Genomic DNA, 21502 nt, shown 5'->3' with positions numbered 1-21502 from the left:
TGATTCTGGCACATCCCCACCAATGTGGAGATTTCCGTCGTTCTGGCCGAAACAAATTGTGGGGGTATCTCCACGTTTCTCGCAATGCAACTTGCACCTCCAACAGCGAGTGCCGCCACTGCATAACTCAGGCCATCGACTCATATCGCGCAATTAGGCTAAGAGGCCGAGGGACTGTTCCGGGGGGGAGCTTTGAAGTCCGACTATCGCCCAGATATTGACGGGTTGCGCGCTATCGCAGTGGTCGCAGTGGTTTTTTTCCATTTTGACGTGCCCGGTTTTCGGGGCGGCTTTGCTGGCGTTGATGTCTTCCTTGTTATCTCCGGTTACCTGATCACGCGCCTTTTAATGGCTGAAGGCGGCGGACTGTCCCTTGTGGAATTCTACGGCAGACGCATGCGTCGAATATTGCCGGCGATGCTGGTGATGATCTGCTTCTCACTCGTTGCCGGCTGGTTTCTGTTGCTGCCGGGCGACTATGAAGGTCTGGGACGCAGTGCGGCATATTCCACGTTCGGATTGGGAAACTATTATTTCCTTTGGAATACCGGCTATTTCGATCGCGAGGCGGCGCTGCTGCCGCTGCTTCATCTCTGGTCGCTCGGCGTCGAAGAGCAGTTCTATCTCGTATGGCCGCTGTTGCTTCTGGTTGCCAACCGGCTGTCACGCGGCCGCCAGCTCCCCGTTGTCGCGCTGATCTGCATTGTTGCGCTGGTCAGCTTCTCGATCGCCCTCAATCTGGTGGAGGCCGATCCGAAGCAGGCATTCTATGTTCCCTTCAGCCGAGCCTGGGAGTTGACTATCGGCGGCCTGCTCGTCTTTGCGCCACCGAAAGGCCGCGGGCGTACGTCCAAATGGTTTGAGCTGAGCGGCCTTGGTCTTGTAGTCGCAAGCATCCTTTTTCTCTCGCCGAGCCAACCGTTTCCAGGCGTTTTCGCGCTCGGTCCTGTGATCGGGGCTGCTCTGGTCGTCTGGCCGCGGTCGCAGTCGACGATTTCGGCCGTGCTTGCGAGCGCGCCGTTGCGATCGACGGGCAGAATCTCCTACAGCCTGTATCTCTGGCATTGGCCGATCCTCGTGTTCTTTCGCCATTATATTGGCACCGCAATGCCCTCGGCGGTTGAATCGTGCGTGCTTGTAGCGGTTGCCTGGCTGGTGGCGTATCTGTCCTGGCGGTTCATCGAGGAACCCGTTCGCCGCCTGCGGGCGCCGCCATCCAGCGTGCTTCTCGCTGGTGCCGCCGCGGTGGCAATGGTTTGCCTGAGTGCCAATGCCGTGTTCGAAGCCCGTGGTTTCACCAGCAGGATCTCGAAGCAAGTCGAGGCAATGCGCAGCCTCGATGTGATGTGGGACTGGTCATGCCCGCAGATGGTCAGCATCGCTGAGTTGGGCAGTACCTTTTGCGCGTTCGGTGCGCCCTGGGACAAAGCGGCGCGCCACGCCGTGCTCTGGGGCGACAGCCATGCCGAGCATCTTGCGCCGCTGTTAGACAGCGCAGGTAAAAGAGAAAACACGGCTTTCTTTCTTTACCGCGCCTGTCCGGCCGCCTTTGGAGAAGGTGTCCACCGCGACTTTCCGGATTTGGCCGGATATCGGGAAAGCTGCTCATCGTCGCGAAAGGCCGCGGTCGCCATGCTGAAACAACGCAATGACATCTACCTCGTGGTGCTCTCCGCAGCCTGGACAAGCCTTGCCGACACCAATGTCCTTGCTGACAATGGTGAGAGGCAGACCAGCAAAGTCCTGTTGTTGCGCGATGGCCTGCGTAGCCTCATCCAGGAAGTCGAAAGGGCGGATCGGCGCGTCGCAATCATTGGCCAAGTGCCTGGTCCCGGCCTGGACCTGACTTCATGCGCAGCGATGCTCGAAAGCGGTATGCTAAGGCGTTGTTCGACCGAGATGAATAGCGAGCAAGTCTTCCGGATCTGGTCGCCTATGGTGTCCGCGCTCGCATCGCTCGTTCATGACAATAACGTCGTCTTCGTCAATCCGCTCAAAGGGATGTGTCCAGACAGACACTGCGCAACCTACGTCAATGGCGAGTTCATCTACCGAGATGGTTCGCATATACGCAGAAACCTGAAGCCCGAGACAGACGAAGCCGTCGCGCGAATGATGGGTCTCTATCCGGCCCTGAAAGGCCAGGAGCAAAACCGATTGTCGGCCGCCAACACCACCCCGTCTCAAACGGCTGGCAAGAGCAATTGAACGGGATGCGAAGCGGCCAGGCTCCGCTCTCGACCACGGCTGGAATGGCCTGTTCGGAAGACAGCCGCGCGTTGCGGGTTGGAGGACAGTTCGGCAGCCCGTCATGTGCGGCAGCGGCTGGGGACGGTCACCGCACGGACATAGACGGGCTTAGAGCGGTCGCGGTGCTGGCTGTTTTGTTTTTCCACCTGAGATTCGCAGGTTTCTCCGGCGGCTTTGTCGGCGTCGATGTGTTTTTCGTAATCAGCGGCTTTTTGATCACCCGCATTGTGGCCACCGATGTGGAGGCAGGGCGTTTCAGTCTGGCGCATTTCTATTCGCGCCGGGCTCGCCGCCTGCTGCCGGCATTTTTCGCGACATTTTCCCTGTCATGCATCGCCGCGTTTCTTCTGCTTACGCCTCAACATCTGGAGACCTTCGCGAAATCGCTGATGGCATCGAGTTACGGCGTTTCGAACATCTTTTTCTGGCGCGAGTCCGGCTACTTTGATCTCGCCGCGCGGATGAAACCGCTCCTTCATACATGGTCACTCAGTGTGGAGTGGCAGTTTTATCTCGTCTGGCCGATGCTGCTTTCAGTTTTGCTTGCCGCATTCCCAGGACGAATGGTTTGGTCGATCATCACGATTGCCATTCTCAGTTTCTGGCTCATTGTCGCATTCCAGGACGGATCGTTTTGGCCGTTTGCGGGGACCCCGGCGGCGGACTGGATCGCCGACGGCCGTGCAACCGTGTTTTACAACACGCCATTTCGCGTGTTCGAGTTCGCCTGTGGCGCGGCGCTGGTCTGGCTTCCCAAGCCGCGACCTGTCCTTGTCCACGAGCTGCTCGCCTGGCTGGGCTTGGCCCTCATAGCGTTTGCAGTGTTCTCTTTCGACAGCCGTTCGGGCGCGCCCGCCTGGAACGTGCTTGCCCCTGCCACCGGCGCCGCGATGGTGTTGTCTGCGAACCGTTCGCGATTGGGAGGTTTCGCCTTGCGCAATCGCGCAGTCGGCTATCTTGGTCGCATCAGCTACTCGCTCTACCTCGTTCATTGGCCCCTGATCGTGTTTTGCGAATACGGTTTGCTTCGCCCCCTGCTTCCGACCGAAGCGCTCTTCGTCGGGCTTCTGGCCCTCGTCATGGCCATGTCGATGTTTCATTTCGTCGAGCAGCCTTTTCGCGCTGGCCATGGCTTGCTCCCCTCTTTTGGACTTGCCTTGACTGGCCTGCTCTCATGTTCCGTGGTCAGTTACGCGATGTCGGGCGGAATGCCGTGGCGTCTTCATTCCGTCGCGGGGAACGAACTTGCCAACAGCGCAGCCCTGAAGGCGATCACCGGCTCGTTGGCCTGCTTGGATTTCTGCGAGTTCGGCAACCTTCAAAGTCCAAAGAAGATACTCGTGGTCGGCGATTCGCACATCGACCAATACACGCGGGCGCTTCAAGAACTCGGCGGTCAAGAATTCCATTTCCTGCTGGCCGATGCCGGCAATTGCTATTTCGGAGCAGAGTTCCAGACCAGAACAAACGGCGCGGTCACGCGGCACTGCCGGAATGCTACCGACCAGGCGGCTCGCTGGTTGAAGGCCGGTGACATACTCGCCATTGTCCAAGCGCAGCGCTGGCCCGGATATCGCACTCTTCTCGAACGGAAAGTGGATGGTGCGCCTGTCGAGATGCCCGACCTGGCAAAACTGTATGCGAGCATGCTTGGGGACTTAGCGAAACTCTATGCCGCTTTTCGCGGTCCGGTGATCCTGATCGGGCACACGCCGGACGCCAATGTGGTCTGCCATTTGAGACCGACTTACCTTTCCTTGCCCTGCCCGGTTCCCACCCGGGTGGAGAACGTCGCCTTCGACCAGGCATTCATGGTTTTCGCCAGCCATTCCAGCTTTCACCTGCTTGATCCCGGCGAAACCATCTGTTCGGCAAATGGCTGTGATGTGACGGACGGCGCAGGGCATAGCCTCTACCTGGATGAGAACCACTTCTCCATCTACGGGGCACGCCTTGTTGTTCCGAAAGTCATAGAGAGGCTTCGCGACGACTTATCCGTGGCGTCAAGGCAGACGTCGACACAATCGACCAAGCGATGATTGTGCCCAGGAGAGCAAGGCACAGCGCGCTGACTGAGAGCGGAACGGCGACTGCGTAGGTTCGTCCGTTTTGGCGAGGGTCGCTCGAATCCGTGGCCGAAAACAGCACCGCGTCCCGCCGGCGAAAAGTATATTCGCCCGGGCCAACAGCCGGCCATGCGTTCGGCGCCCATTCAACTTGGTGGAGCGGGGTCCCTTCTTCACGCAGGTCTGAAGCCTTCAACAGGGGATCGAGGACAAGGTTGTCAAATTGGAAAAGGCCAGGAAATTGCGAGCGTGGTAGCAGCGTCTCGTACCCGCCTCTTGCGGTAAACATGGTCTCGTTCTGCAGCCGTCCGGTAACAAGCGACGGTGTGATGAGCAATATCGCAATGCAGCCAGCCGCAAAGGCCATCACGCCTGCATTAGCTCCAAAAGCAAAGCTGCGATGCTCGCCTTTTTTTGCTGAGGAATGTGTTTCAGTAAATCCCCGCCGCTCGGCAAGCATCCCACCAATTCCCAGCGCGACCGGAAGAAAGAGAGAGGGCGTCAGCAAGAGGTCATGCGATGTCAGCATGACCCCCACGAGTGCGACACCAAGGGCCAGATCGCCGGCGCTGCGGACATACCAGAAAGCGGAAGCGACCAGGCCGATCGGGATCAACCAGCCGATGTGCCCAAAAGCAATTGCGAAAAGGACAAGGGTGTTGTGAGGCGCGAGAGCCTGCGCCACCTCAAGGCCGCGACCGAAGAAGCCGCCTTCTCTGTACGCGAGCAGGCCTCGCTCCAGAAAGAGTGCTCTTGCCGAGATCGAATTTCTCTTGCCCTCGTCCACGAGACGTTCGCCTAGCGCCTGGATCTTGGCAGCGTTTGTGGATTGGCCTGTCGCGGACGAAGGCAGGCCGCTGAACGGAGGCGCAGATGAGGCAGTGGCTCGCGCAGGATCGGCTTGCGGAGGGTCTGATCTGATCGAAGGTTCTGCCGTGGGCTGGTCAATCGTCGCAGCCGAACTTGATTCAGCCAGAGCTTGTTGAGACGACGGCGCAACCGGGTCTAAGGCGGACGACGCAACCTCATTATGTGATGAATCGACAGCATCCGCCGCCTCATCGAGCGCCTTTCCAACCGAGATCATCCCGGCGAAGGAGTTGCCGACGGAAACGCGAAAATAAACATTTGTGGCGAGCGCGACACCGATTGTCCCCAGCAGTATTAATGCGACGGCGAGCGGGCGACCCCAGCCCCTTGGATCGAGCCTTAAACGACGGTGACCCCGAAATTGCTGCCAAATATCAACGGCAAACGGCACCGCCACGGTGCCACAGGCTGCAAGAATGTTCGAGCGGGAAAGCGTGACGAGCAGAGCGGCGCTTACGAGAACAAGGAAAGTGGCACGCCATTTTGGCGCGACGGCGCGATAGCTCGCCGCGGCGCCAAGAAGCAGGCCGGCGGCTGCCACATTCGGATTGATCGCCAGGCCGGCGGCTCTGCCAAGCGTACTGGTGAAGCCGTTGGCAAAAAGAAGGTCGAGGAAGCAGACCACCGCATTGAGCGCCGTCACCGACGCACATAGACGCAGCACCATTGCGGGCGATGAGGCGAGCATGAGGACAATCGCCCCGCCGCCAAGGAAAAGGGTAATCAGGTAACACTTTGCGACGATGCCAAGTGGATGAAGCGCAACCGGGGCAACCGCCATCGCCCCGGCGATCGCGAGCAGGAGGATCGCGCCACGCACGTCCCGACGGATTGCAAGAACGGCAATCGAAACAATCAACACGCTGCCGTAGAGGGCATGGAAAACCAGTCTGGCGAACTCGTCCCGGCCCGTAAAGAACGGCAGAAAATAGGGCATGAACCACGACTGATAGATAACTATGGCAAATGCACACAGCCCGGCGACGACACATGGCAGGATGCTGCGCGGCGTAGACGCCGAATTCACCGGGCCTTGGAAGTGAGCAATCCCGCTCATTCACTTGCCCGCGAGGTAGAGGGTTTCATAAGCGTCCACCATAGCCCTTATGGAGTAGCGTTCGCGCATCGCCCGCTGACGAAATTTTCGGTCCACTGTCTGCTCGGGCAACCGCTCGAGAACGGCAAGCAGTCCGCGGGCCAGATCGGCAGGGTCACGAGGCTTCACCAGCACACAACCCGGCATCCCCGAAACTGCCTCCGGATTTCCACCGACATTGGTGGCCACCACTGGGAGGCCTGCGGTGAGTTTTTCCATCAGGGCGTTGCAAAAGCCTTCCTCGTGGGAGGCGATCACGCCGATGTCCATGCCGGCAAGCAGGCCTGGTACGTCGTCCTGAGCCCCGAGCAGCCGAACTGTCGATCCGACGCCAAGCCGCTGGGCTTGCTCCATCAGCGCCTGCCCAATACCTCGATCTTGTCCGGCGATGAACAACCTCAGCTCCGGCCGAGTTTGGCTTGCGCTTGCGAAAGCGTCGATAAGATCTTTGTGTCCCTTATAGGGAATAAGATTGGCGACGATGACGACCCCGACATCGTCAGGTTCAAGACCAAGGCTGCGCCTGATCTCATCACGGCGATGGCTGATACCATCGAAACGGCTCAGATCGAGACCATTGGCAATCACGCGCACGCGGGCGAGATCATAGCCATCCCGGGCCGCCATGTCGGCCGCGACCGCATGCGAGTTAGCGACCACCACATGTGAAAACCGATTGGCGATTCGATCCATGCGCTTCAGCCGCGGCCATCGCTCCTGGTGGTTGCCGAGACCGCGCCTGGAGGTGATGACGAGTGGGGCCAGCGCAAACCGACCTGCCAACGCGCCCAGAAAGTTGGTCAATGGCAAAAAGGCGTGAACCACGCGTGGCCGGGTCAAAATGATGCGACCAACGAGCAAAGTGATCGCGGCGCCGAGCACCAGCATTGCCTTGACGCTCGGCCGCGTCTTGGGGGCAACGCTCGATTTTTCTTCCGCCCCCGCCGCTGTCAGTGATGCGGGCAAGGGATTGGGGCGATGAAGCCCGTAGGATATTCGGATACCGGCACGATTCAGCGTTTCCGCAAGAACACCGCCCGACGAGAGGGCAAAGACCTCGACCTGCCAGCCCCGCGCCTTCAACTCCTTGGCAAGCAGCACCAGTTGGCTTTCCGTGCCTCCGAGATCGAGCGTCCCGATAATGAAGAGCACGTTGCGACGGGTCCTTCTCAGGCGCGCGGTGGAAGGCGCGGCAACGCGCTGTCGGCTTTCAGCATTAGTCAACGCAAGGTCTTCTCGCAGCGTCGCTCACCCCTCCGCCTGTTCTCGCCCGTCCCGCTTCCACATAGCGTCCAGAGCCGGCAAGAAGAAGTCGTATTGCGCATACAATCCACAAAAGGTCACGAGCCGGCAAGATCAGCTCCAGCCTGCCGCGCAGCAGACGGGCTGCGTCCTTCACGATGCCGCAGCATCATCCCGAACGTGGCAAGCACCATTCCGGTTGCCAGGAGGGCGAGTGGCGGTGCCCATTTGAGCCGCTCGAACTTTGCCTCGTATGCACGCACGCCGTCGAGGTCCTCTATGGTGCCAGCCGGTTGCCAAGCCCCACCATAAGCCGTCTTCAGCAGGGGCAACATCGGCGCGAATTGCGCGTAGTAGGTGTCGATGATTGACGGCTCCCTCTGCACGTCCTCAAGCGAGCGAGGAACAAAGACGCCGTAGTCGGAATCCAGAATATTGCCGTTCGACACTACCACGGTGTGTTGGGGGACACTGTAGATCGTCGCCTCGATGCCTTGATCGGCAAGGATGGAATAGACGATTTTGGACACCTGGGAACAGAACCCATACCCCCGGGCAAGCCCTTTGCGGGGCGTTACAAACTCATAATTTTGCAGCGTTTCGCGATATTGCGGCCGGAAGCTGAGCATCCAGAGCAGGTAGTTGTCAAAAACGCTGATGCGCGTGTAGGACGTGTCGGTCGCCGCCCAGCTGTCGCCTACCGTCCAATAATGCACCATTCCACCCGCGACAGCCTTTGTCAGGCGCTCGAGATAGGCCTGCATGGGTTCGTCCGTAGCGCGGTAGAGGTCATCGACATCCACCACCTTCTGCTGGAATCCCAGCGGCCCTTCGGTTGCCTCGGCAGGTGGTGCCGGGTAAGCGCTGATCAATCCGAGCGGATAGGCCGAGACAAACAGCAGGAAAGCCGCCCCAACCCCTGCCGAGAAGAAGCCGAATGAGCACAGCAATGCAGCAGTTAAGCTTGGCCGCAACTTTTGATACCGAATCTCAAAGGCATCATTCATGGTCGAAGACTATCACCTCGTCGCGGCCGTGGCTTCTAGTCCATTGCGAGGAAATTTGTGGACGGACCACCTTCGGCGCTTCTGTGATAAATTGCCAATCGACGTCGGTTGTGGCTTGTCGTGGCCCGCTGGACGTGTGCATTGGGCCCTCTGAATACGGACATCGATTTGGCGTTGAGCGGAAACCGAGACTCGGGCAGCACTTTCGACACAATGCGGCGCTTGTGGCGGCAGGTATCGCAGCGGCGGCAAAGGCAGTTTTTCGGCCTCCTTGTCCTGATGGTGTTCGGTGCTCTGGCGGAAGCGGCCACGCTTGGTGCCTTGCTGCCGTTTCTTGCGCGCATCGCCAATCCTGAGACGGTTGGCGGACAGTCGTTTCTGGCGCGTCAGCTTGCAGGCTTTCGGCTGACCGGCTCTTCTGACAGCCTGCTCGGGCTCACGGTTTTGTTTTCCGTAGTGGCCATCGTGGCCGGTGCCGTGCGTATACTCCTCACCTGGGCCACGAATTCATACGTCTTCTCGCTGGGACATGAGGTGGGCGTGACCGTCTATGACCGAGTGCTGCGCCAGCCCTACAACTACCACGTTTCGCGCAACTCCAGTTCGGTGTTGGCGGCGCTACGACAGGTACAAGCAATCACCGCTGGCGTGATGCTGCCACTGTTGCAATCAATCAGCGGCATAATCATCGGTGTCTTCGTCGTCGCAGCGCTTTTCATACTAAGTTCGATCATCACCTTCGTTATCTTCGCGGGCTTTGGTGCGGTGTATCTCGCCATGTCGCTTGTGATCCGAAAACACCTCAAGCAGAATGCGCGGATCATCGCTAGCGCGCAGGCCGAAGGCATTCGTTCTGTACAGGAGGGGCTGGGCGGTATCCGCGATGTCATTATCAACGACACACAGCCATATTTTCTTTCCCGCTACAGCGAACTCGACCTGCGCCTGCAACGCGCCAACGCAACGAACGCGCTTGCAGCCAGCGCTCCGCGTTTCGCGATTGAAGCCGCGGGTATGGTGATCATCGCGGCCCTCGCCTATTTCCTCATCATCCGATCCAACAATGCCGGCGAGGTACTGCCAATACTTGGAACATTCGTGCTGGGAGCCCAGCGTCTGCTGCCATCGATGCAGCTTGTATACGGCAATTGGGCGTTGATACTCAGCAATCTTGCCGGCGCCGAAGTTGTGCTCCAGGCGCTGGAAGCACCACTTGGCCCCGAATGGAACGAGCCTCCAGCCAGGCGCCTGCCATTCGAACAAGCGATCATACTCAAGGACGTGTCGTTTCGTTACGCCTCCGACCAGCCGCCGATACTCGAAGGCTTCAATCTCAAAATCCCGAAGGGGACCAAGGTCGGCTTCGTAGGCAAGACCGGCAGCGGCAAGAGCACGACGGTCGATCTGATCATGGGTTTGCTGGAACCGACCAGCGGAGCGATCGAGATCGACGGGCAGACGTTGGACGGCGCTACGCGACGTGCCTGGCAAAGACAGATCGCACATGTGCCACAAAGCATATTCCTGGCGGATGCGTCCATCGCAGACAATATCGCCTTCGGCATCGACCCTGCCAGGACCGACCACGAGCGCGTCCGCAGCGCGGCGCAGCAGGCCGCATTGGCGGACTTCATAGAAAGCTTGCCGCAGGGCTACGAGACGCGTGTTGGCGAGCGCGGCGTCCGCCTGTCGGGAGGTCAACGCCAGCGAATAGGCATCGCGAGGGCTTTGTACAAACAGGCATCTGTGCTCGTCTTCGACGAGGCGACGAGCGCTCTCGACATGGAGACCGAGGCGGCAGTCATGGAGGCGATCCGAGAACTGCCCACCGATCTGACAATATTGATCATCGCACACCGTCTCACGACAGTTGAAAGTTGCGACGAGATCGTAACCCTTGAACACCGCCAGCCGCATATCTCGACGACAACCGGCGGACAGATCGCTTGAATGCATCGCGTGGACGGGTTCGGCAACGTGCCTGATCGGGCTGGCGCCGCCGGTGCAGCAAGGCCGCCACGTCAGTTCGGTTTGGATTGCACCTTGCCAGGGTTCTGGAAGAGAAATTCCGTGCAGGCTTCACCGGTGGATATCCTGACGATTTCGAAATCGAACCGTTGCTTCAAGAAGTCGATCACGGCCTGGTCGTCGGCGAACTCCATCGGCCACCCTCCCAGCCAGTCGCGGACGTCGGTCATGTAACTCATGCCGCGACCTTTTTTCTTCTCGCGAATCTGCTTCAGGAGCATTGGCAGCCGAAGTGGATTTCTGCCAAGGCCGAAACGCCAGATGTACCAGCATTCGATCCATCGCCTTTGACGAGGGTTGGCGGCATTGTACCGACGTTTCACATTGAGCCAGAATTGCGCGGAAGGCGTTACGACATTCGACGAATAGAGAGCGATGAAGAAAAGGCCGCCAGGCCCTACCCTTCGTGCAGCATTCTCAATTGCTTGCCACATGGCGCCAGTGTGATGGAGCACGCCCCATGAATAGACCAAGCTCCAAGTGCCCAGCGCCTCAAGATAGTCGGCATCGAGAACGTCACCTCGTTCGACGGCCCAGTTCGGCGGGTCCCCGGCCAATTTGCGAAGCCTGCCGGTGGTACTTACCGAAAGAGGATCAAAGTCGAAGGAATGTATCCGATCCGCCTTTGCGTCGAAGGCGGCAAGCGAGTGTAGCCCGCTGCCGCTGCCGATATCGAGAAAATCCATTCCTTCCAGGCTCTGCTTGCCGAGGAAGGACAGAAGCTTGTCGGCCGCCACCTGCCGACGTTCAGTCGAGTAGTGTTTGTCGACGAACGACGCCCAATTGGCTCCGAACTCGTACCGATTCGACGATGGGTTGCCTGTGAATGTCATCCTGCGGCTCGGACTCCCCCTTCGATGATGCCCATCATGTCAGCTGTAACTTTCTGAATATCATAGCGCTGTTCGGCAATCGATCGGCTGTTCTTGCCCATGGATAGGGCTTCGTCGGGGTTGTCTATCAAGCGGATCATGGCTTCAGCCAACGATGTGGTGGCACCAACCGGAACCAGCAGCCCGTTGACCCCGGGCACGATTGGCGCCCGGCAACCCGGCGCATCCGTTGTGATCACCGGGCGCCCCATCGCCATGGCCTCCAGAACCGATCGCGACGTCCCCTCGCGATACGACGGAAGCACGAAGATACGCGTATCCGCGATGATGTGACGGACGTCCTCGACCGGTCCGTGATAACGGATGGCTCCGCCGGCGACTGCCTCCTCAACCTCCGATAATGGAAACCCCGAGGGGTTTGGATCCATATCTCCGACGAGGTGGAAACGGGCGTCAGGTCTGACAGCCCTAACCAGCGTCGCCGCACCCAGATATTCGGCGAGGCCTTTGTCACGCAGCAGGCGTGCAATCATCAGAAATCGCGGCTGATCGGGTAGTGGCGCGACTTTGAATCGGTCTAGATCGACTCCCGAGCCGTTGACGACATTAGCTTGGGTCCGCCCGAGCAGCCCAAGGCGACGGAAGTCGTTGCGGTCATCGTCGTTCTGGAAGGTGACCGTGGTGGCAACCCGAAGGCTTGCGGCATAGAGGAGCCGAGCCACTGCGTTTACCATCCTCCAGCGTGGTGACTTGTGCCGGTCCGTGAAGGCGTAGCCGAGGCCGGTGACAAGTGCGTGCCGTCGCTGGATCCCGGCAAGCAACGCAGCCGGCATGCCGTAGACGATCGGCTTGATTGCACAGGTCAACACCACCTGAGGCTTGAGTTTTCTTAGCCGGTTGTGGAGACGAAAAGCCAACACCGTATCGCCGAACGGAGCAATCCCGGCTCGTTCCATTGGCAATGGATGAAAGTGGACGCCGTTCTCGGCCAGCCAACGAATGGTCATGGCGTCGACCGGCGCCATGGCATGAACTTCGTACCCGGAATCGCGCAGCGCAAGAAGCAAGTGTCCCCTGGTGCTTGCGAGGGACGTTGGTTCGCTGACGATGACGACGATTCGTTTCATGCAGTCATTTCTTGGGAGATTGCTCGCGACCCATTCGACCCTTGTAGATTTTTGACACGCAAAACCCAATCATGGCGCATGTTATCCACAACATCGAGCAGATGCTTCGCCAAAAGTGTCTCAGAGTTGCTTTCGAGCGGAGACTTGCCCCTTGGCAACAGCGTGTCGTTGAATTGACGTAACGCCTACCATACAAGGACGTCGACTCACTACCTGAGGAAACCTGCCTATGTCCGAACGCATTGCTGTTATCGGCCTGGGATGGCACGCCTCGGTGAACCATCTTGTCTATGCGTCATCGAGCTCGATTTACGGCCCCAGCACGCGCATGCCGTTTGAGTGCCCGATTCGGCTGACCATTCGCTCAGCCTCTACGCCGCCATCAAGAAAGCAAACGAGCTGATGGCCTATACATACAGCCATCTGTTTGCACTGCCCACGACAGGATTACGCTTCTCCACCGTCTATGGTCCGTGGGGACGGCCAGACATGGCCCTGCTCATCTTCGCTGAGGCCATCGTCGCTGGCGAGCCGATCGACTTCTTCAACCATGGCAACATGCACCGCGATTTCACTTATGTCGGCGATATTGTCGAAGGCATCGTCCGCGCCATGCGTCAGCCCGCGACACCCAACCCGCAGTGGGAAAGCGTCGCCGGATCCGGCGATCAGCAACGCGCCGTTCAGAATCCACAATATCGACGGCAGTTCGCCAGTTCAGCTGAACGGCTGATCGCGGTGCTGGAGAACGCGCTCCGACTAAAGGCGAACCGCAATCCCATGCCGCTGCAGCCGGGTGACGTGCCGGCAACTTTCGTCGATGTCAGTTCGCTCGAGGAGGCGACGGGATCCAGGCCGGATTCCAATAGAGGTCGGAGTTCTCCGCTTTGCGAATGGTATCGGGAGTATTATCGGGTATGATCCGCAGAGGCGGTGCCACGCAAAAAGGACGACAGGTGGGCGACAAATGAACGTGCGCTATGATTTCGGCCGCAACTGGTCCGAGCTTGCCGCGCGTTTCGAGGCCGAACATCTGGACCGGGCGTGTGAGGATCTTGGTCGACTGGCGGGTGACCTCAACGGCATGACTTTTCTGGACATCGGCTGCGGCTCGGGGCTGCATTCAGCGGCCGCACTCCGGCTCGGCGCGGCGAAAGTCACAGCACTCGATTATGACGCGGATTGCGTGGAGACGACCAGGGCCGTCCTGTCCCGGTTTGCACCCGATGCCGATTGGACCGTTGAGCGGGCCGATATCCTTGACAGATCCTCGCTGCCCACCGGCACGTTCGATGTCGTCTATTCATGGGGGGTCCTCCACCATACCGGAGATATGTGGACAGCGATCGCCAATGCGGCTGGCTTGGTCGGCCGCTCTGGGCGACTGGGTATTGCGATCTATCTTAAGACGCCGCTGTGCGGACTATGGACGGTCGAAAAGAGGTTCTACGCCTCGCATCGATGGGTACGGCCGCCGATCAAGGCGGTCTTTGTCTCGGCTTATATGGTCGCAAGGACCCTGCGCCACCGGGACCCGATATCGTTTGTAAGGAACTACCGCGCGCGCCGAGGCATGGAATTTCTGGCGGATGTCGACGACTGGCTTGGCGGCTATCCCTATCAATCCGCGTTAGCCAGCGAGTTGGAGCGGACTGTGGAAAATCTTGGGTTTCGCACGGATCGGCGTTTCAATGTGCTGCCGGGAGTTGGCCTTTTCGGCACCGGCTGTGGTGAATGGTGTTTCGAGCGGATAGATTTATAGCCACCGGCTTCTTCCCAGTCTGGTGACGCGCGGATAACTTGGGCAAGCCGATATGGAGCTGTAACGGCGGATGTGCGGTATCGTCGGCATTGTGGGTGGAGCGGCTGCGACGAGCGGCGGCGGCCATACTGTGCGTCGGATGGCCGACAACATCCGACATCGTGGACCCGACGGCGACGGGGTCTGGAGCGACGCCGAGGCGGGCGTCGCGCTCAGCCAGCGCCGCCTTGCCATCATCGACCTGTCCTCGGCTGGCGCCCAGCCAATGATCTCTCACACAGGCCGCTATGTCATTGTCTTCAATGGCGAGATCTACAATCACGGCGAGATGCGGGCGCACCTTGACCAGCAATTTGGTGTACATGCGTGGCGTGGACATTCCGATACCGAGGTCCTCCTGGTCGCAATCGAAGAGCTAGGGACCAAAAAAGCACTCGAACTGGCCGCCGGTATGTTTGCTTTTGGCGTCTGGGACCGGCGTGAAAGAACTCTGGTTCTCGGTCGCGATCGCGTGGGTGAAAAGCCGCTCTACTACGGCCGTGTCGGCAAGGCCTTCGCGTTTGCCTCGGAACTCAGCGCCTTTCAACCTCTGCCGGACTGGCGCCCGGAGATAGACCGCAATGCGTTGGCGCTGATGATGCGCCACAACTACATCCCCGCGCCCTACAGCATCTATCAGAGCATACGGAAACTGAGACCCGGCCACTTACTCGTCCTCTCCGATCCTATGAATGAGCCGCGCGTCGAAAATTACTGGCGCGCCAGCGACGTCGCAGCGCAAGGCCGGCGCGAGCCTTTCCTGGGCAGCTCTGAAGAGGTGGTCGACGAGGTCGAGCGTCATCTGCGCCGCTCACTTGAAGGGCAGATGATCGCCGACGTGCCGCTTGGCGCCTTCCTATCTGGCGGCATCGATTCTTCCGCGGTCGTGGCAGTCATGCAGTCGATCAGTGCGCGGCCGGTGCGCACCTTCACAATCGGCTTCGAGGACGTCGGCTACAACGAGGCGCACCATGCCAAGCAAGTGGCGCGCCATCTCGGCACCGATCATACAGAGCTCTATCTCAACCAGCGCGACGCGCTCGACGTGGTGCCGCAACTGTCGGGCATCTATAGCGAGCCTTTCTCCGACTCCTCGCAAATCCCGACTTTCCTCGTCTCTAAACTGGCACGTGGCAGCGTTACCGTGGCGTTGTCGGGTGACGGCGGCGACGAGTTGTTCTCAGGCTACAACCGCTACGCGCTCGCCGATGCGTTCTGGAACAAGTTGTCCCGAATTCCGGTCGGTCTGCGCCGCGCGTCTGCTAGCCTGGCGACATTGCCGTCGGCCGGCCTCTACAACAACCTCGCGGGCGGGATCATGCCGCTCCTCCCGCAACGCCTGCGCCGCGAACGCGTGGGCGACATGATCCACAAAGCCGCGTCTGTGCTTTCGCTGCGGACCATGGACGATGTCTACCGTCGCCTGTGCTCGCACTGGGATCCGACCGAGATCATCTCGGATGCGGTCGAGCCGCCAACAATGCTGACCGGCCTGGAACCGTTGCCGGATTTGCCCGGTAGCGTCGAGCGGATGATGTACATCGATCTTATGAGCTATCTACCCGACGACATACTGGTGAAGGTCGATCGCGCCGCCATGGCCGTCAGTCTTGAAACACGTGTACCGTTTCTCGACCATCGACTCATAAGCTTCGTGCTGTCGCTACCGCTCTCAATTCTGCGCGCCGGCGGCCAGACCAAGTGGCCTCTGCGACAGCTGCTTTACAGGCATCTTCCAAAAGAGCTTGTCGAACGCCCCAAGATGGGCTTCGGCGTGCCCATTGATTCCTGGTTGCGCGGCGCTTTGCGCGAATGGGCCGAGGAGTTGCTCGACGAGCGCCGGCTGCGCGAAGACGGATTCTTCCGGCCTGAAGCGATCCGGCGTGCCTGGTTCGAGCACCTCTCCGGGCACCAAAACAACCAATATCTACTCTGGGACGTGTTGATGTTCCAGTCCTGGCGGGGAGCGACCAAGGGATTTTCAAACGCGATCGCAGCGTGATGGGTGGTGAGCCCGGGCGGTTTAGTCTTTGCGGTGCCGCTCATGCCGTCGGAAGGGACGAGACGTTCGGCACTATCAGACGCGAAAGCGAGCAGCTATACGGGAGGGAGAGGGCGAACCGACGTGCGCCAGGGTCGTTCGAACCGACCCTCAGGGACCTGGAAGCCAACGAAGCAAAGGCATTGAACCCTGTTTAAATCGCTCCGTCGCCATTTCACGACTGACCAGGTCAACCAGTATTTCTCGATCGCCTGCTTCTTTTCGCCGCCGGTATTCGGTTCGGTGGTGAGCTTCGTCTTCCATGGCGGCGCGCTCTGGTCATTGGCGCTGCTGGCGGCCGGCCGGCGGCGCCTTAACATTGATCGGCCTATGCTTGCCATGACCACTGCCATCTATGCCTATTGCGCCGCCCAGATCCTGGCGTCGATCGTAAACGGGACGCTGCGGGCCGATGCCACTCATTTCTTGCCCCTGATGACCTTGCTGTTGTTCCCGATTTCCTATTCGACGTGGAGCATCATGGACAAGGAGAGCCTCGCACGCACTGCCGTTCGTGCCAGCGCCGCAGCATGTGTCGGGGCACTGGTGCTGGCCATCGTCCAATACCACTGGATTGGGATGCTGAGACCCGAAGGTGGGGCCGGAAACCCCATCGTGTTTGCCACGGTCACCTGCCTGGCCGTGATGATGTGTCTTACAGGTGCTCTGTCTGGGGTCGAGAAAGCGTGGAAGCCGCTCACGGCCGCCGCGCTTGCCGGTGTGGTGGCAACACTCTACTCGGGCTCGCGCATGGTCTGGGTGGCCTTGCTCATCGCGCTGGTAGCGGTGCTTGTGACCCATCGCGAAAGGGTCTTCCGATCAGACATGAAGCAGTTGCTGGTGATTGCCGGCGCATCGACATTGATCATCACGGCAATTACGTCTCCGATTGTCGCCGATCGCACACATGTCCTGTTCGAGGACTGGAATGCCCTCGCCGTCAACGGCGATTATACCACGCCGCTCGGGTTGCGGGTCGGGTTGTGGGACGTCGGGCTCGATGCCTTTCGCCAAGCGCCCGTTTTTGGTCACGGAATGGCCGCCGGCCGGATGCTTTCAAGGCAGGGGTTCAAACAGCGCTTTGGCGCCACCGAAGGCTTCAACCACTTTCACAACGGCTTCCTTACGGCTTTGGTGCAGGCCGGACTCGCAGGTGCGCTGACATTGGCTGCAATATTCGTCGTGACGATCCGGAATGCGACAAGAGTCCTGCGCATCAGTGCTGATCCGCTGGAACGTTTTGGCGCCACCATAATGGTGGTCACCGTCATAATATACGTTGCTGGAGGGATGACAGGCATCCTTGTCGGCCATGATATTCTCGACTCGACGCTGATGGTCTTGTTGGTTTCCGGAACATACTTGGCTTGCGGGCAGACAATTTCGCCCAAGGGTCAGTCAACAAATCAAGCGTCTGCTTTTAGGGGGCGCGAAAAGGGAGCGAATCTCCCGCCCCACCATTTTTGATCGACGGAGAAAAAAGGTGCATCACGCCCAACACCGAAATATCTCGTGCCTGCGAGTCTCCCGCTAAGGATCTGCAATTTGGGCGAGCAATGGGCGACGGTGGCACCAGACGCGTGACCGCGATTTCGGGGCGTATCGAATGCTGAACGGCAGCTAAAAGGCCCCGGAGGTTCTCGAAGAGATCGGCAAGAAGCCACAGGCAAAGACCTGCGCGGCTATCGTCGGCATCACGGATGAAGGCGCCGAGATCATGGAAGAATACAAGGGCGCGCCTGCACTAGATGCCGGCCTTCTAGCTGTTTCCCAAGCCCTCGAGCATTACGAGATTTCGCGCTTTTGCACGATCAACACATGGGCTTCCGAACTTGGCCGCGACGAAGCTGTGTCGCTCCTCAATCTGGCACTTGGAAAAGGCCACCGACGAGACTCTGACGCCGAGTCTACCGTTCTCTCAGGAGCCCTGGCGATCAATGCCGGGCTCCTTGTCCCAAGCTCTCGCGCTGCATTGGTGCGAAACCTTGCGCGGAGACGATATGGGAGTTCTCGAAAACACTTTTCGGGCTTGGTGAGAAAGAAGCCTGACGCGGCGCAGCGGCGACATGACGGAGGCGACCGGCGCCCGCCCGGCTATTGCCGTGCATTACAAAACGCCCAGACGTCCGGCCCTAAGGGGCTTAATCAAACGCTAGCGAAAAATTAATGATCCGAGGCAGTAACATGCCCGGCGGTTGTGTAGCTTCAGCCTGGCGGCTTGCTACAAATACGCGCGCGCAGTGCCCGTCGTCGTCAGAAGGATCGTGCACCCCCCGGACGCGTCGTCGATAAGCTGAGGATCGGAAGTTAATGACTCGCGGATTACGACGAGGAGTTCTGATAAGCATGTTTCAATTTCGCGCTTTTTCCCGCAAATTCGAGAGCGTAAGGAATTGAATCAGTCGTTGATTAATCAGGCGTTTTCGCCGGCCTGTCACGCCGGAGGTCGCGGGTTCGAGCCCCGTCACTCGCGCCATTTCTCCTCAGGAGAAATGTGGCATAATCGTCTAGAATCATGATCTTGCATGAGGCAATTCAGATCCGGTCGGATCTGAATTCGATCTCTCCCGCAACGACGTCACCCCTTGGCCAGCAGCGCCTCGACCTCATGCAGCGTCGGCATGGATGGCGCCGTACCCGGCCGCGTCACCGAAATGCCGGCGACGGCGCAGGCGAAGCGGACGGCTTGCAGCGGCTCCACGCCTTTGGCGAGTGCGGCGGCCAGGCCGCCATTGAAGGCATCGCCCGCACCGGTGGTTTCGACCACCGGGCCGGCATTGACCACCGGGACATGGTCGGACCGAGCGGCCGTGTGCAGCAGCGCGCCTTTTTCGCCGAGCGTGATGATGACCGAGCCGACGCCTTTTTTGAGCAGGCTGTCGGCGGCGCGGCGAGCGTCGTCGATCGAAGAAACCTTGATGCCGGTCAGTTCCTCGGCCTCGGTTTCGTTGGGGGTCACATAGTCGCACAGCGTGTAGATGCGGTCCGGCAGCTTGGCCGCGGGCGCCGGATTGAGAATGGTGGTCACCCCTGCCCCGCGCGCGATCTCGAGTGCGCGCAGTGCCGCGTCGATCGGCTGTTCGAGCTGGGTGACGAAGACGCCGGCTCCACGGATCAGGCCGGCATTGGCCTCGATGTCTTCAGACGAGATCAGCATCGCCGCACCCGGGCTGACGATGATGGCGTTGTTGCCGGTCGTCTCCTCGATGAAGATATAGGCCGCGCCGGTATAGCTTTGCGGCGTGTCGATGACGGCGGATTTCACGCCCGCCTCTGCCCAGGTCGCCTTGGCCATGTCGGCGAAAGCATCGACGCCAAGCCGGGTCAGGAAAGTGATGTCGGCGCCGAGCTTGCCTGCCGCCACCGCCTGGTTCGAGCCCTTGCCGCCAGGTCCCAGCTTGAAGGAATTACCAAGAATGGTTTCACCCATGCGCGGCTGTTGATTGGCCCGGTAAGCGGTGTCGGCGACGAAAACGCCCAGAATGACGACAGGTTTGCCCGACGCCATGGCCCTACTCGGCGTCCGGCGGCACGACGCCCTTGCGAAAGGCGAAGCAGCCATAGAAGCGGCGCTCGCCGGTCTGGATGACGCAATAGGCTTTCTTGGCGCGCTCGTAGAAGGCGTAGCGCTCGACCGAGATCATCGGCCAGGCCTTGCCCTCGGCCTTGTCGATCTCCTTTTGCACCTCTTTTTGCACCGGCGGGATCTCGTCCGGCTTGCCGACGATCTCCATGCGCGCGGCCGCATCGTCGACGAAAGTGTCCAGCGGATAGAGCGACAGCACCGCCTTGACCACATCGGCCGCCGAGGCGTCGATGTGCAGCAGCTTGCCGAGCACGGTCTGCTTTGCCACCGAATCGGCGGGGAAATTGGTGTCGGCGATGATCAGATCGTCGCCGTGTCCCATTGCCCTGAGCGCCTGGAGCACATCGGCATTGAGCAATGGGTTGATCCCTTTGAGCATGGCAGTCCTCATCAAACAGGTTTGGTCAAAGTCGATTGGAAATCAGAGCCGGTTGCCGGTCTCGGCGTCGAAGAGATGGACCTGGTCGAGGCGCGGCTTGAGATTGAGCGTGTCGCCGGGCTTGAAGTCGTGGCGCTCGCGAAACAGCGCCACCATCTCGCCGCTGTCGCCGAAGCGCACGAAGACCAGCGTTTCGGAACCCGTGGGTTCGACCACCGAGATCTTTGCCGGCACGCCGTCGGGATGGATTTCGAGATGCTCGGGCCGCACGCCATAGACCACGGCCTGGCCCTCCTTGGCGGCGCTGCCGGCAGCAATCGGGAACAGCGTGCCTGCTATCTCGACCTTGTCGCCCTTGCGCACCACGCCTTTGAGCAGGTTCATCGACGGCGAGCCGATGAAGCCGGCGACAAACAGATTGGCCGGCCGGTCGAACAATTCCAATGGCGCGCCGACCTGCTCGATACGGCCATCGCGCATGACGACGATCTTGTCGGCCATGGTCATGGCCTCGATCTGGTCGTGGGTGACGTAGATGGTGGTGGTCTTCAGCCGCTGGTGCAGTTCCTTGATCTCGGTGCGCATCTGCACGCGCAGCTTGGCGTCGAGATTGGAGAGCGGCTCGTCGAACAGGAAGACCTGCGGATTGCGCACGATGGCGCGGCCCATGGCGACGCGCTGGCGCTGGCCACCGGAGAGCTGGCGCGGATAACGTTTCAGGTACGGATTGAGGTCGAGAATGTCGGCGGCGCGCTTGACCCGCTCGGCGACCACGGCTGGATCGGTCTTGCGCAGCTTCAGCGCAAACGCCATGTTCTGCTCCACCGTCTTGTGCGGATAGAGCGCGTAGTTCTGGAACACCATGGCGATGTCGCGCTTGGCCGGCGGCAGATTGTTGACGATGCGCTCGCCAATGGCGATCGTGCCGCCGGAGACGGTCTCCAGCCCGGCCACCATCCTGAGCAGCGTGGACTTGCCGCAGCCCGACGGGCCTACCAACACCACGAACTGGCCATCGGCGATATCGACGCTGACCTCGTGCAGGACCTTGACGGTTCCGAACGCCTTGGCCACATTGCTGATCGCGACTTGAGCCATCGTCCCCCCTTTTCTCGCGGTGAAGCTAGCCATTGCCAACGGCAAGGGCAAGTCGGTATGTTATCGATAAAAAGCCAT

Annotated in this window: 16 protein-coding genes; 8 read left to right on the top strand and 8 right to left on the bottom strand. The window is 59.8% G+C overall.

Annotated features, from left to right (window positions below):
- Positions 1 to 192 precede the first annotated feature (192 nt).
- A complete protein-coding gene (locus tag ACYG97_RS06450; RefSeq protein WP_023734107.1) occupies positions 193 to 2208 on the top strand; it encodes an acyltransferase family protein in 2016 nt (671 codons plus the stop codon).
- A 5-nt stretch (positions 2209 to 2213) separates the two neighbouring features.
- A complete protein-coding gene (locus ACYG97_RS06445) occupies positions 2214 to 4289 on the top strand; it encodes an acyltransferase family protein (protein WP_084023762.1) in 2076 nt (691 codons plus the stop codon).
- Here ACYG97_RS06445 and ACYG97_RS06440 read toward each other — a convergent pair.
- The 3 genes from ACYG97_RS06440 to ACYG97_RS06430 form a co-directional block, all read right to left on the bottom strand.
- Positions 4219 to 6243 carry a hypothetical protein gene (locus ACYG97_RS06440; protein ID WP_155923178.1) on the bottom strand — a complete coding sequence of 675 codons (2025 nt, stop codon included), beginning with the start codon at positions 6241 to 6243 and terminating at the stop codon, positions 4219 to 4221. The genes ACYG97_RS06445 and ACYG97_RS06440 overlap by 71 nt on opposite strands.
- Entirely contained in the window at positions 6244 to 7506 is a 1263-nt protein-coding gene (locus tag ACYG97_RS06435; RefSeq protein ID WP_084023763.1) for a glycosyltransferase, read from the bottom strand.
- A 116-nt stretch (positions 7507 to 7622) separates the two neighbouring features.
- Positions 7623 to 8531, bottom strand: coding sequence for a hypothetical protein (locus tag ACYG97_RS06430; RefSeq protein WP_156937208.1), 909 nt, complete (start codon positions 8529 to 8531; stop codon positions 7623 to 7625).
- 141 nt (positions 8532 to 8672) lie between these two features.
- On the opposite strand from ACYG97_RS06430, the gene ACYG97_RS06425 reads away from it, so the two are divergent.
- On the top strand, positions 8673 to 10481 hold the full coding sequence (locus ACYG97_RS06425) for an ABC transporter ATP-binding protein (RefSeq protein ID WP_245260009.1): 1809 nt from the start codon (positions 8673 to 8675) through the stop codon (positions 10479 to 10481).
- A 71-nt stretch (positions 10482 to 10552) separates the two neighbouring features.
- Here the strand turns inward: ACYG97_RS06425 and ACYG97_RS06420 are convergent, their stop codons facing one another.
- Together ACYG97_RS06420 and ACYG97_RS06415 are read right to left on the bottom strand one after the other, a co-directional pair.
- Complete coding sequence (locus tag ACYG97_RS06420) at positions 10553 to 11392, bottom strand: class I SAM-dependent methyltransferase (RefSeq protein WP_023713500.1); 840 nt, start codon at positions 11390 to 11392, stop codon at positions 10553 to 10555.
- Positions 11389 to 12519 carry a glycosyltransferase family 4 protein gene (locus ACYG97_RS06415; RefSeq protein WP_023734113.1) on the bottom strand — a complete coding sequence of 377 codons (1131 nt, stop codon included), beginning with the start codon at positions 12517 to 12519 and terminating at the stop codon, positions 11389 to 11391. The genes ACYG97_RS06420 and ACYG97_RS06415 overlap by 4 nt, the downstream gene beginning before the upstream one ends.
- 402 nt (positions 12520 to 12921) lie before the next feature.
- Between ACYG97_RS06415 and ACYG97_RS06410 the strand changes: the two genes are divergently transcribed.
- The 5 genes from ACYG97_RS06410 to ACYG97_RS06390 all read left to right on the top strand — a co-directional run bounded on the left by ACYG97_RS06410 (position 12922) and on the right by ACYG97_RS06390 (position 18528).
- On the top strand, positions 12922 to 13440 hold the full coding sequence (locus tag ACYG97_RS06410; protein ID WP_460221625.1) for an NAD-dependent epimerase/dehydratase family protein: 519 nt from the start codon (positions 12922 to 12924) through the stop codon (positions 13438 to 13440).
- 46 nt (positions 13441 to 13486) lie between these two features.
- On the top strand, positions 13487 to 14281 hold the full coding sequence (locus ACYG97_RS06405) for a class I SAM-dependent methyltransferase (protein ID WP_023734114.1): 795 nt from the start codon (positions 13487 to 13489) through the stop codon (positions 14279 to 14281).
- A 70-nt stretch (positions 14282 to 14351) separates the two neighbouring features.
- Positions 14352 to 16322 carry an asparagine synthase (glutamine-hydrolyzing) gene (asnB, locus tag ACYG97_RS06400; protein ID WP_023734115.1) on the top strand — a complete coding sequence of 657 codons (1971 nt, stop codon included), beginning with the start codon at positions 14352 to 14354 and terminating at the stop codon, positions 16320 to 16322.
- Positions 16323 to 16607: 285 nt separating this feature from the next.
- Positions 16608 to 17828: an O-antigen ligase family protein gene (locus tag ACYG97_RS06395; protein WP_245260010.1), complete on the top strand. Its 1221-nt coding sequence runs from the start codon at positions 16608 to 16610 to the stop codon at positions 17826 to 17828.
- Between the two features lie 181 nt (positions 17829 to 18009).
- Positions 18010 to 18528: a YciE/YciF ferroxidase family protein gene (locus ACYG97_RS06390; RefSeq protein WP_460221624.1), complete on the top strand. Its 519-nt coding sequence runs from the start codon at positions 18010 to 18012 to the stop codon at positions 18526 to 18528.
- A 411-nt stretch (positions 18529 to 18939) separates the two neighbouring features.
- On the opposite strand, the gene rbsK is transcribed toward ACYG97_RS06390, so the two are convergent.
- Genes rbsK through ACYG97_RS06375 form a run of 3 tightly spaced genes read right to left on the bottom strand, consistent with a single transcriptional unit; the run spans position 18940 to position 21424 of the window.
- Positions 18940 to 19869, bottom strand: coding sequence for a ribokinase (rbsK, locus tag ACYG97_RS06385; protein WP_023734117.1), 930 nt, complete (start codon positions 19867 to 19869; stop codon positions 18940 to 18942).
- Between the two features lie 4 nt (positions 19870 to 19873).
- A complete protein-coding gene (locus ACYG97_RS06380) occupies positions 19874 to 20326 on the bottom strand; it encodes an RbsD/FucU family protein (RefSeq protein WP_023669431.1) in 453 nt (150 codons plus the stop codon).
- Positions 20327 to 20368: 42 nt separating this feature from the next.
- Positions 20369 to 21424, bottom strand: a complete 1056-nt coding sequence (locus tag ACYG97_RS06375; RefSeq protein WP_023697414.1) for an ABC transporter ATP-binding protein — start codon at positions 21422 to 21424, stop codon at positions 20369 to 20371.
- Positions 21425 to 21502 lie beyond the last annotated feature (78 nt).

The sequence above is a fragment of the Mesorhizobium sp. W067 genome (assembly GCF_054719525.1).
Note: the sequence above shows the minus strand (reverse complement) of the source record. Positions and strands in the feature narration are given on the sequence as shown.

Bases quoted from the DNA above. Each gene is read 5' to 3' on its own strand.
- ACYG97_RS06445 (WP_084023762.1), top strand. From the start codon at position 2,214: ATGCGAAGCGGCCAGGCTCCGCTCTCGACCACGGCTGGAATGGCCTGT.
- ACYG97_RS06440 (WP_155923178.1), bottom strand. From the start codon at position 6,243: ATGAGCGGGATTGCTCACTTCCAAGGCCCGGTGAATTCGGCGTCTACG.
- ACYG97_RS06430 (WP_156937208.1), bottom strand. From the start codon at position 8,531: ATGAATGATGCCTTTGAGATTCGGTATCAAAAGTTGCGGCCAAGCTTA.
- ACYG97_RS06420 (WP_023713500.1), bottom strand. From the start codon at position 11,392: ATGACATTCACAGGCAACCCATCGTCGAATCGGTACGAGTTCGGAGCC.
- ACYG97_RS06415 (WP_023734113.1), bottom strand. From the start codon at position 12,519: ATGAAACGAATCGTCGTCATCGTCAGCGAACCAACGTCCCTCGCAAGC.
- ACYG97_RS06410 (WP_460221625.1), top strand. From the start codon at position 12,922: ATGGCCTATACATACAGCCATCTGTTTGCACTGCCCACGACAGGATTA.
- ACYG97_RS06405 (WP_023734114.1), top strand. From the start codon at position 13,487: ATGAACGTGCGCTATGATTTCGGCCGCAACTGGTCCGAGCTTGCCGCG.
- asnB (WP_023734115.1), top strand. From the start codon at position 14,352: ATGTGCGGTATCGTCGGCATTGTGGGTGGAGCGGCTGCGACGAGCGGC.
- rbsK (WP_023734117.1), bottom strand. From the start codon at position 19,869: ATGGCGTCGGGCAAACCTGTCGTCATTCTGGGCGTTTTCGTCGCCGAC.
- ACYG97_RS06380 (WP_023669431.1), bottom strand. From the start codon at position 20,326: ATGCTCAAAGGGATCAACCCATTGCTCAATGCCGATGTGCTCCAGGCG.
- ACYG97_RS06375 (WP_023697414.1), bottom strand. From the start codon at position 21,424: ATGGCTCAAGTCGCGATCAGCAATGTGGCCAAGGCGTTCGGAACCGTC.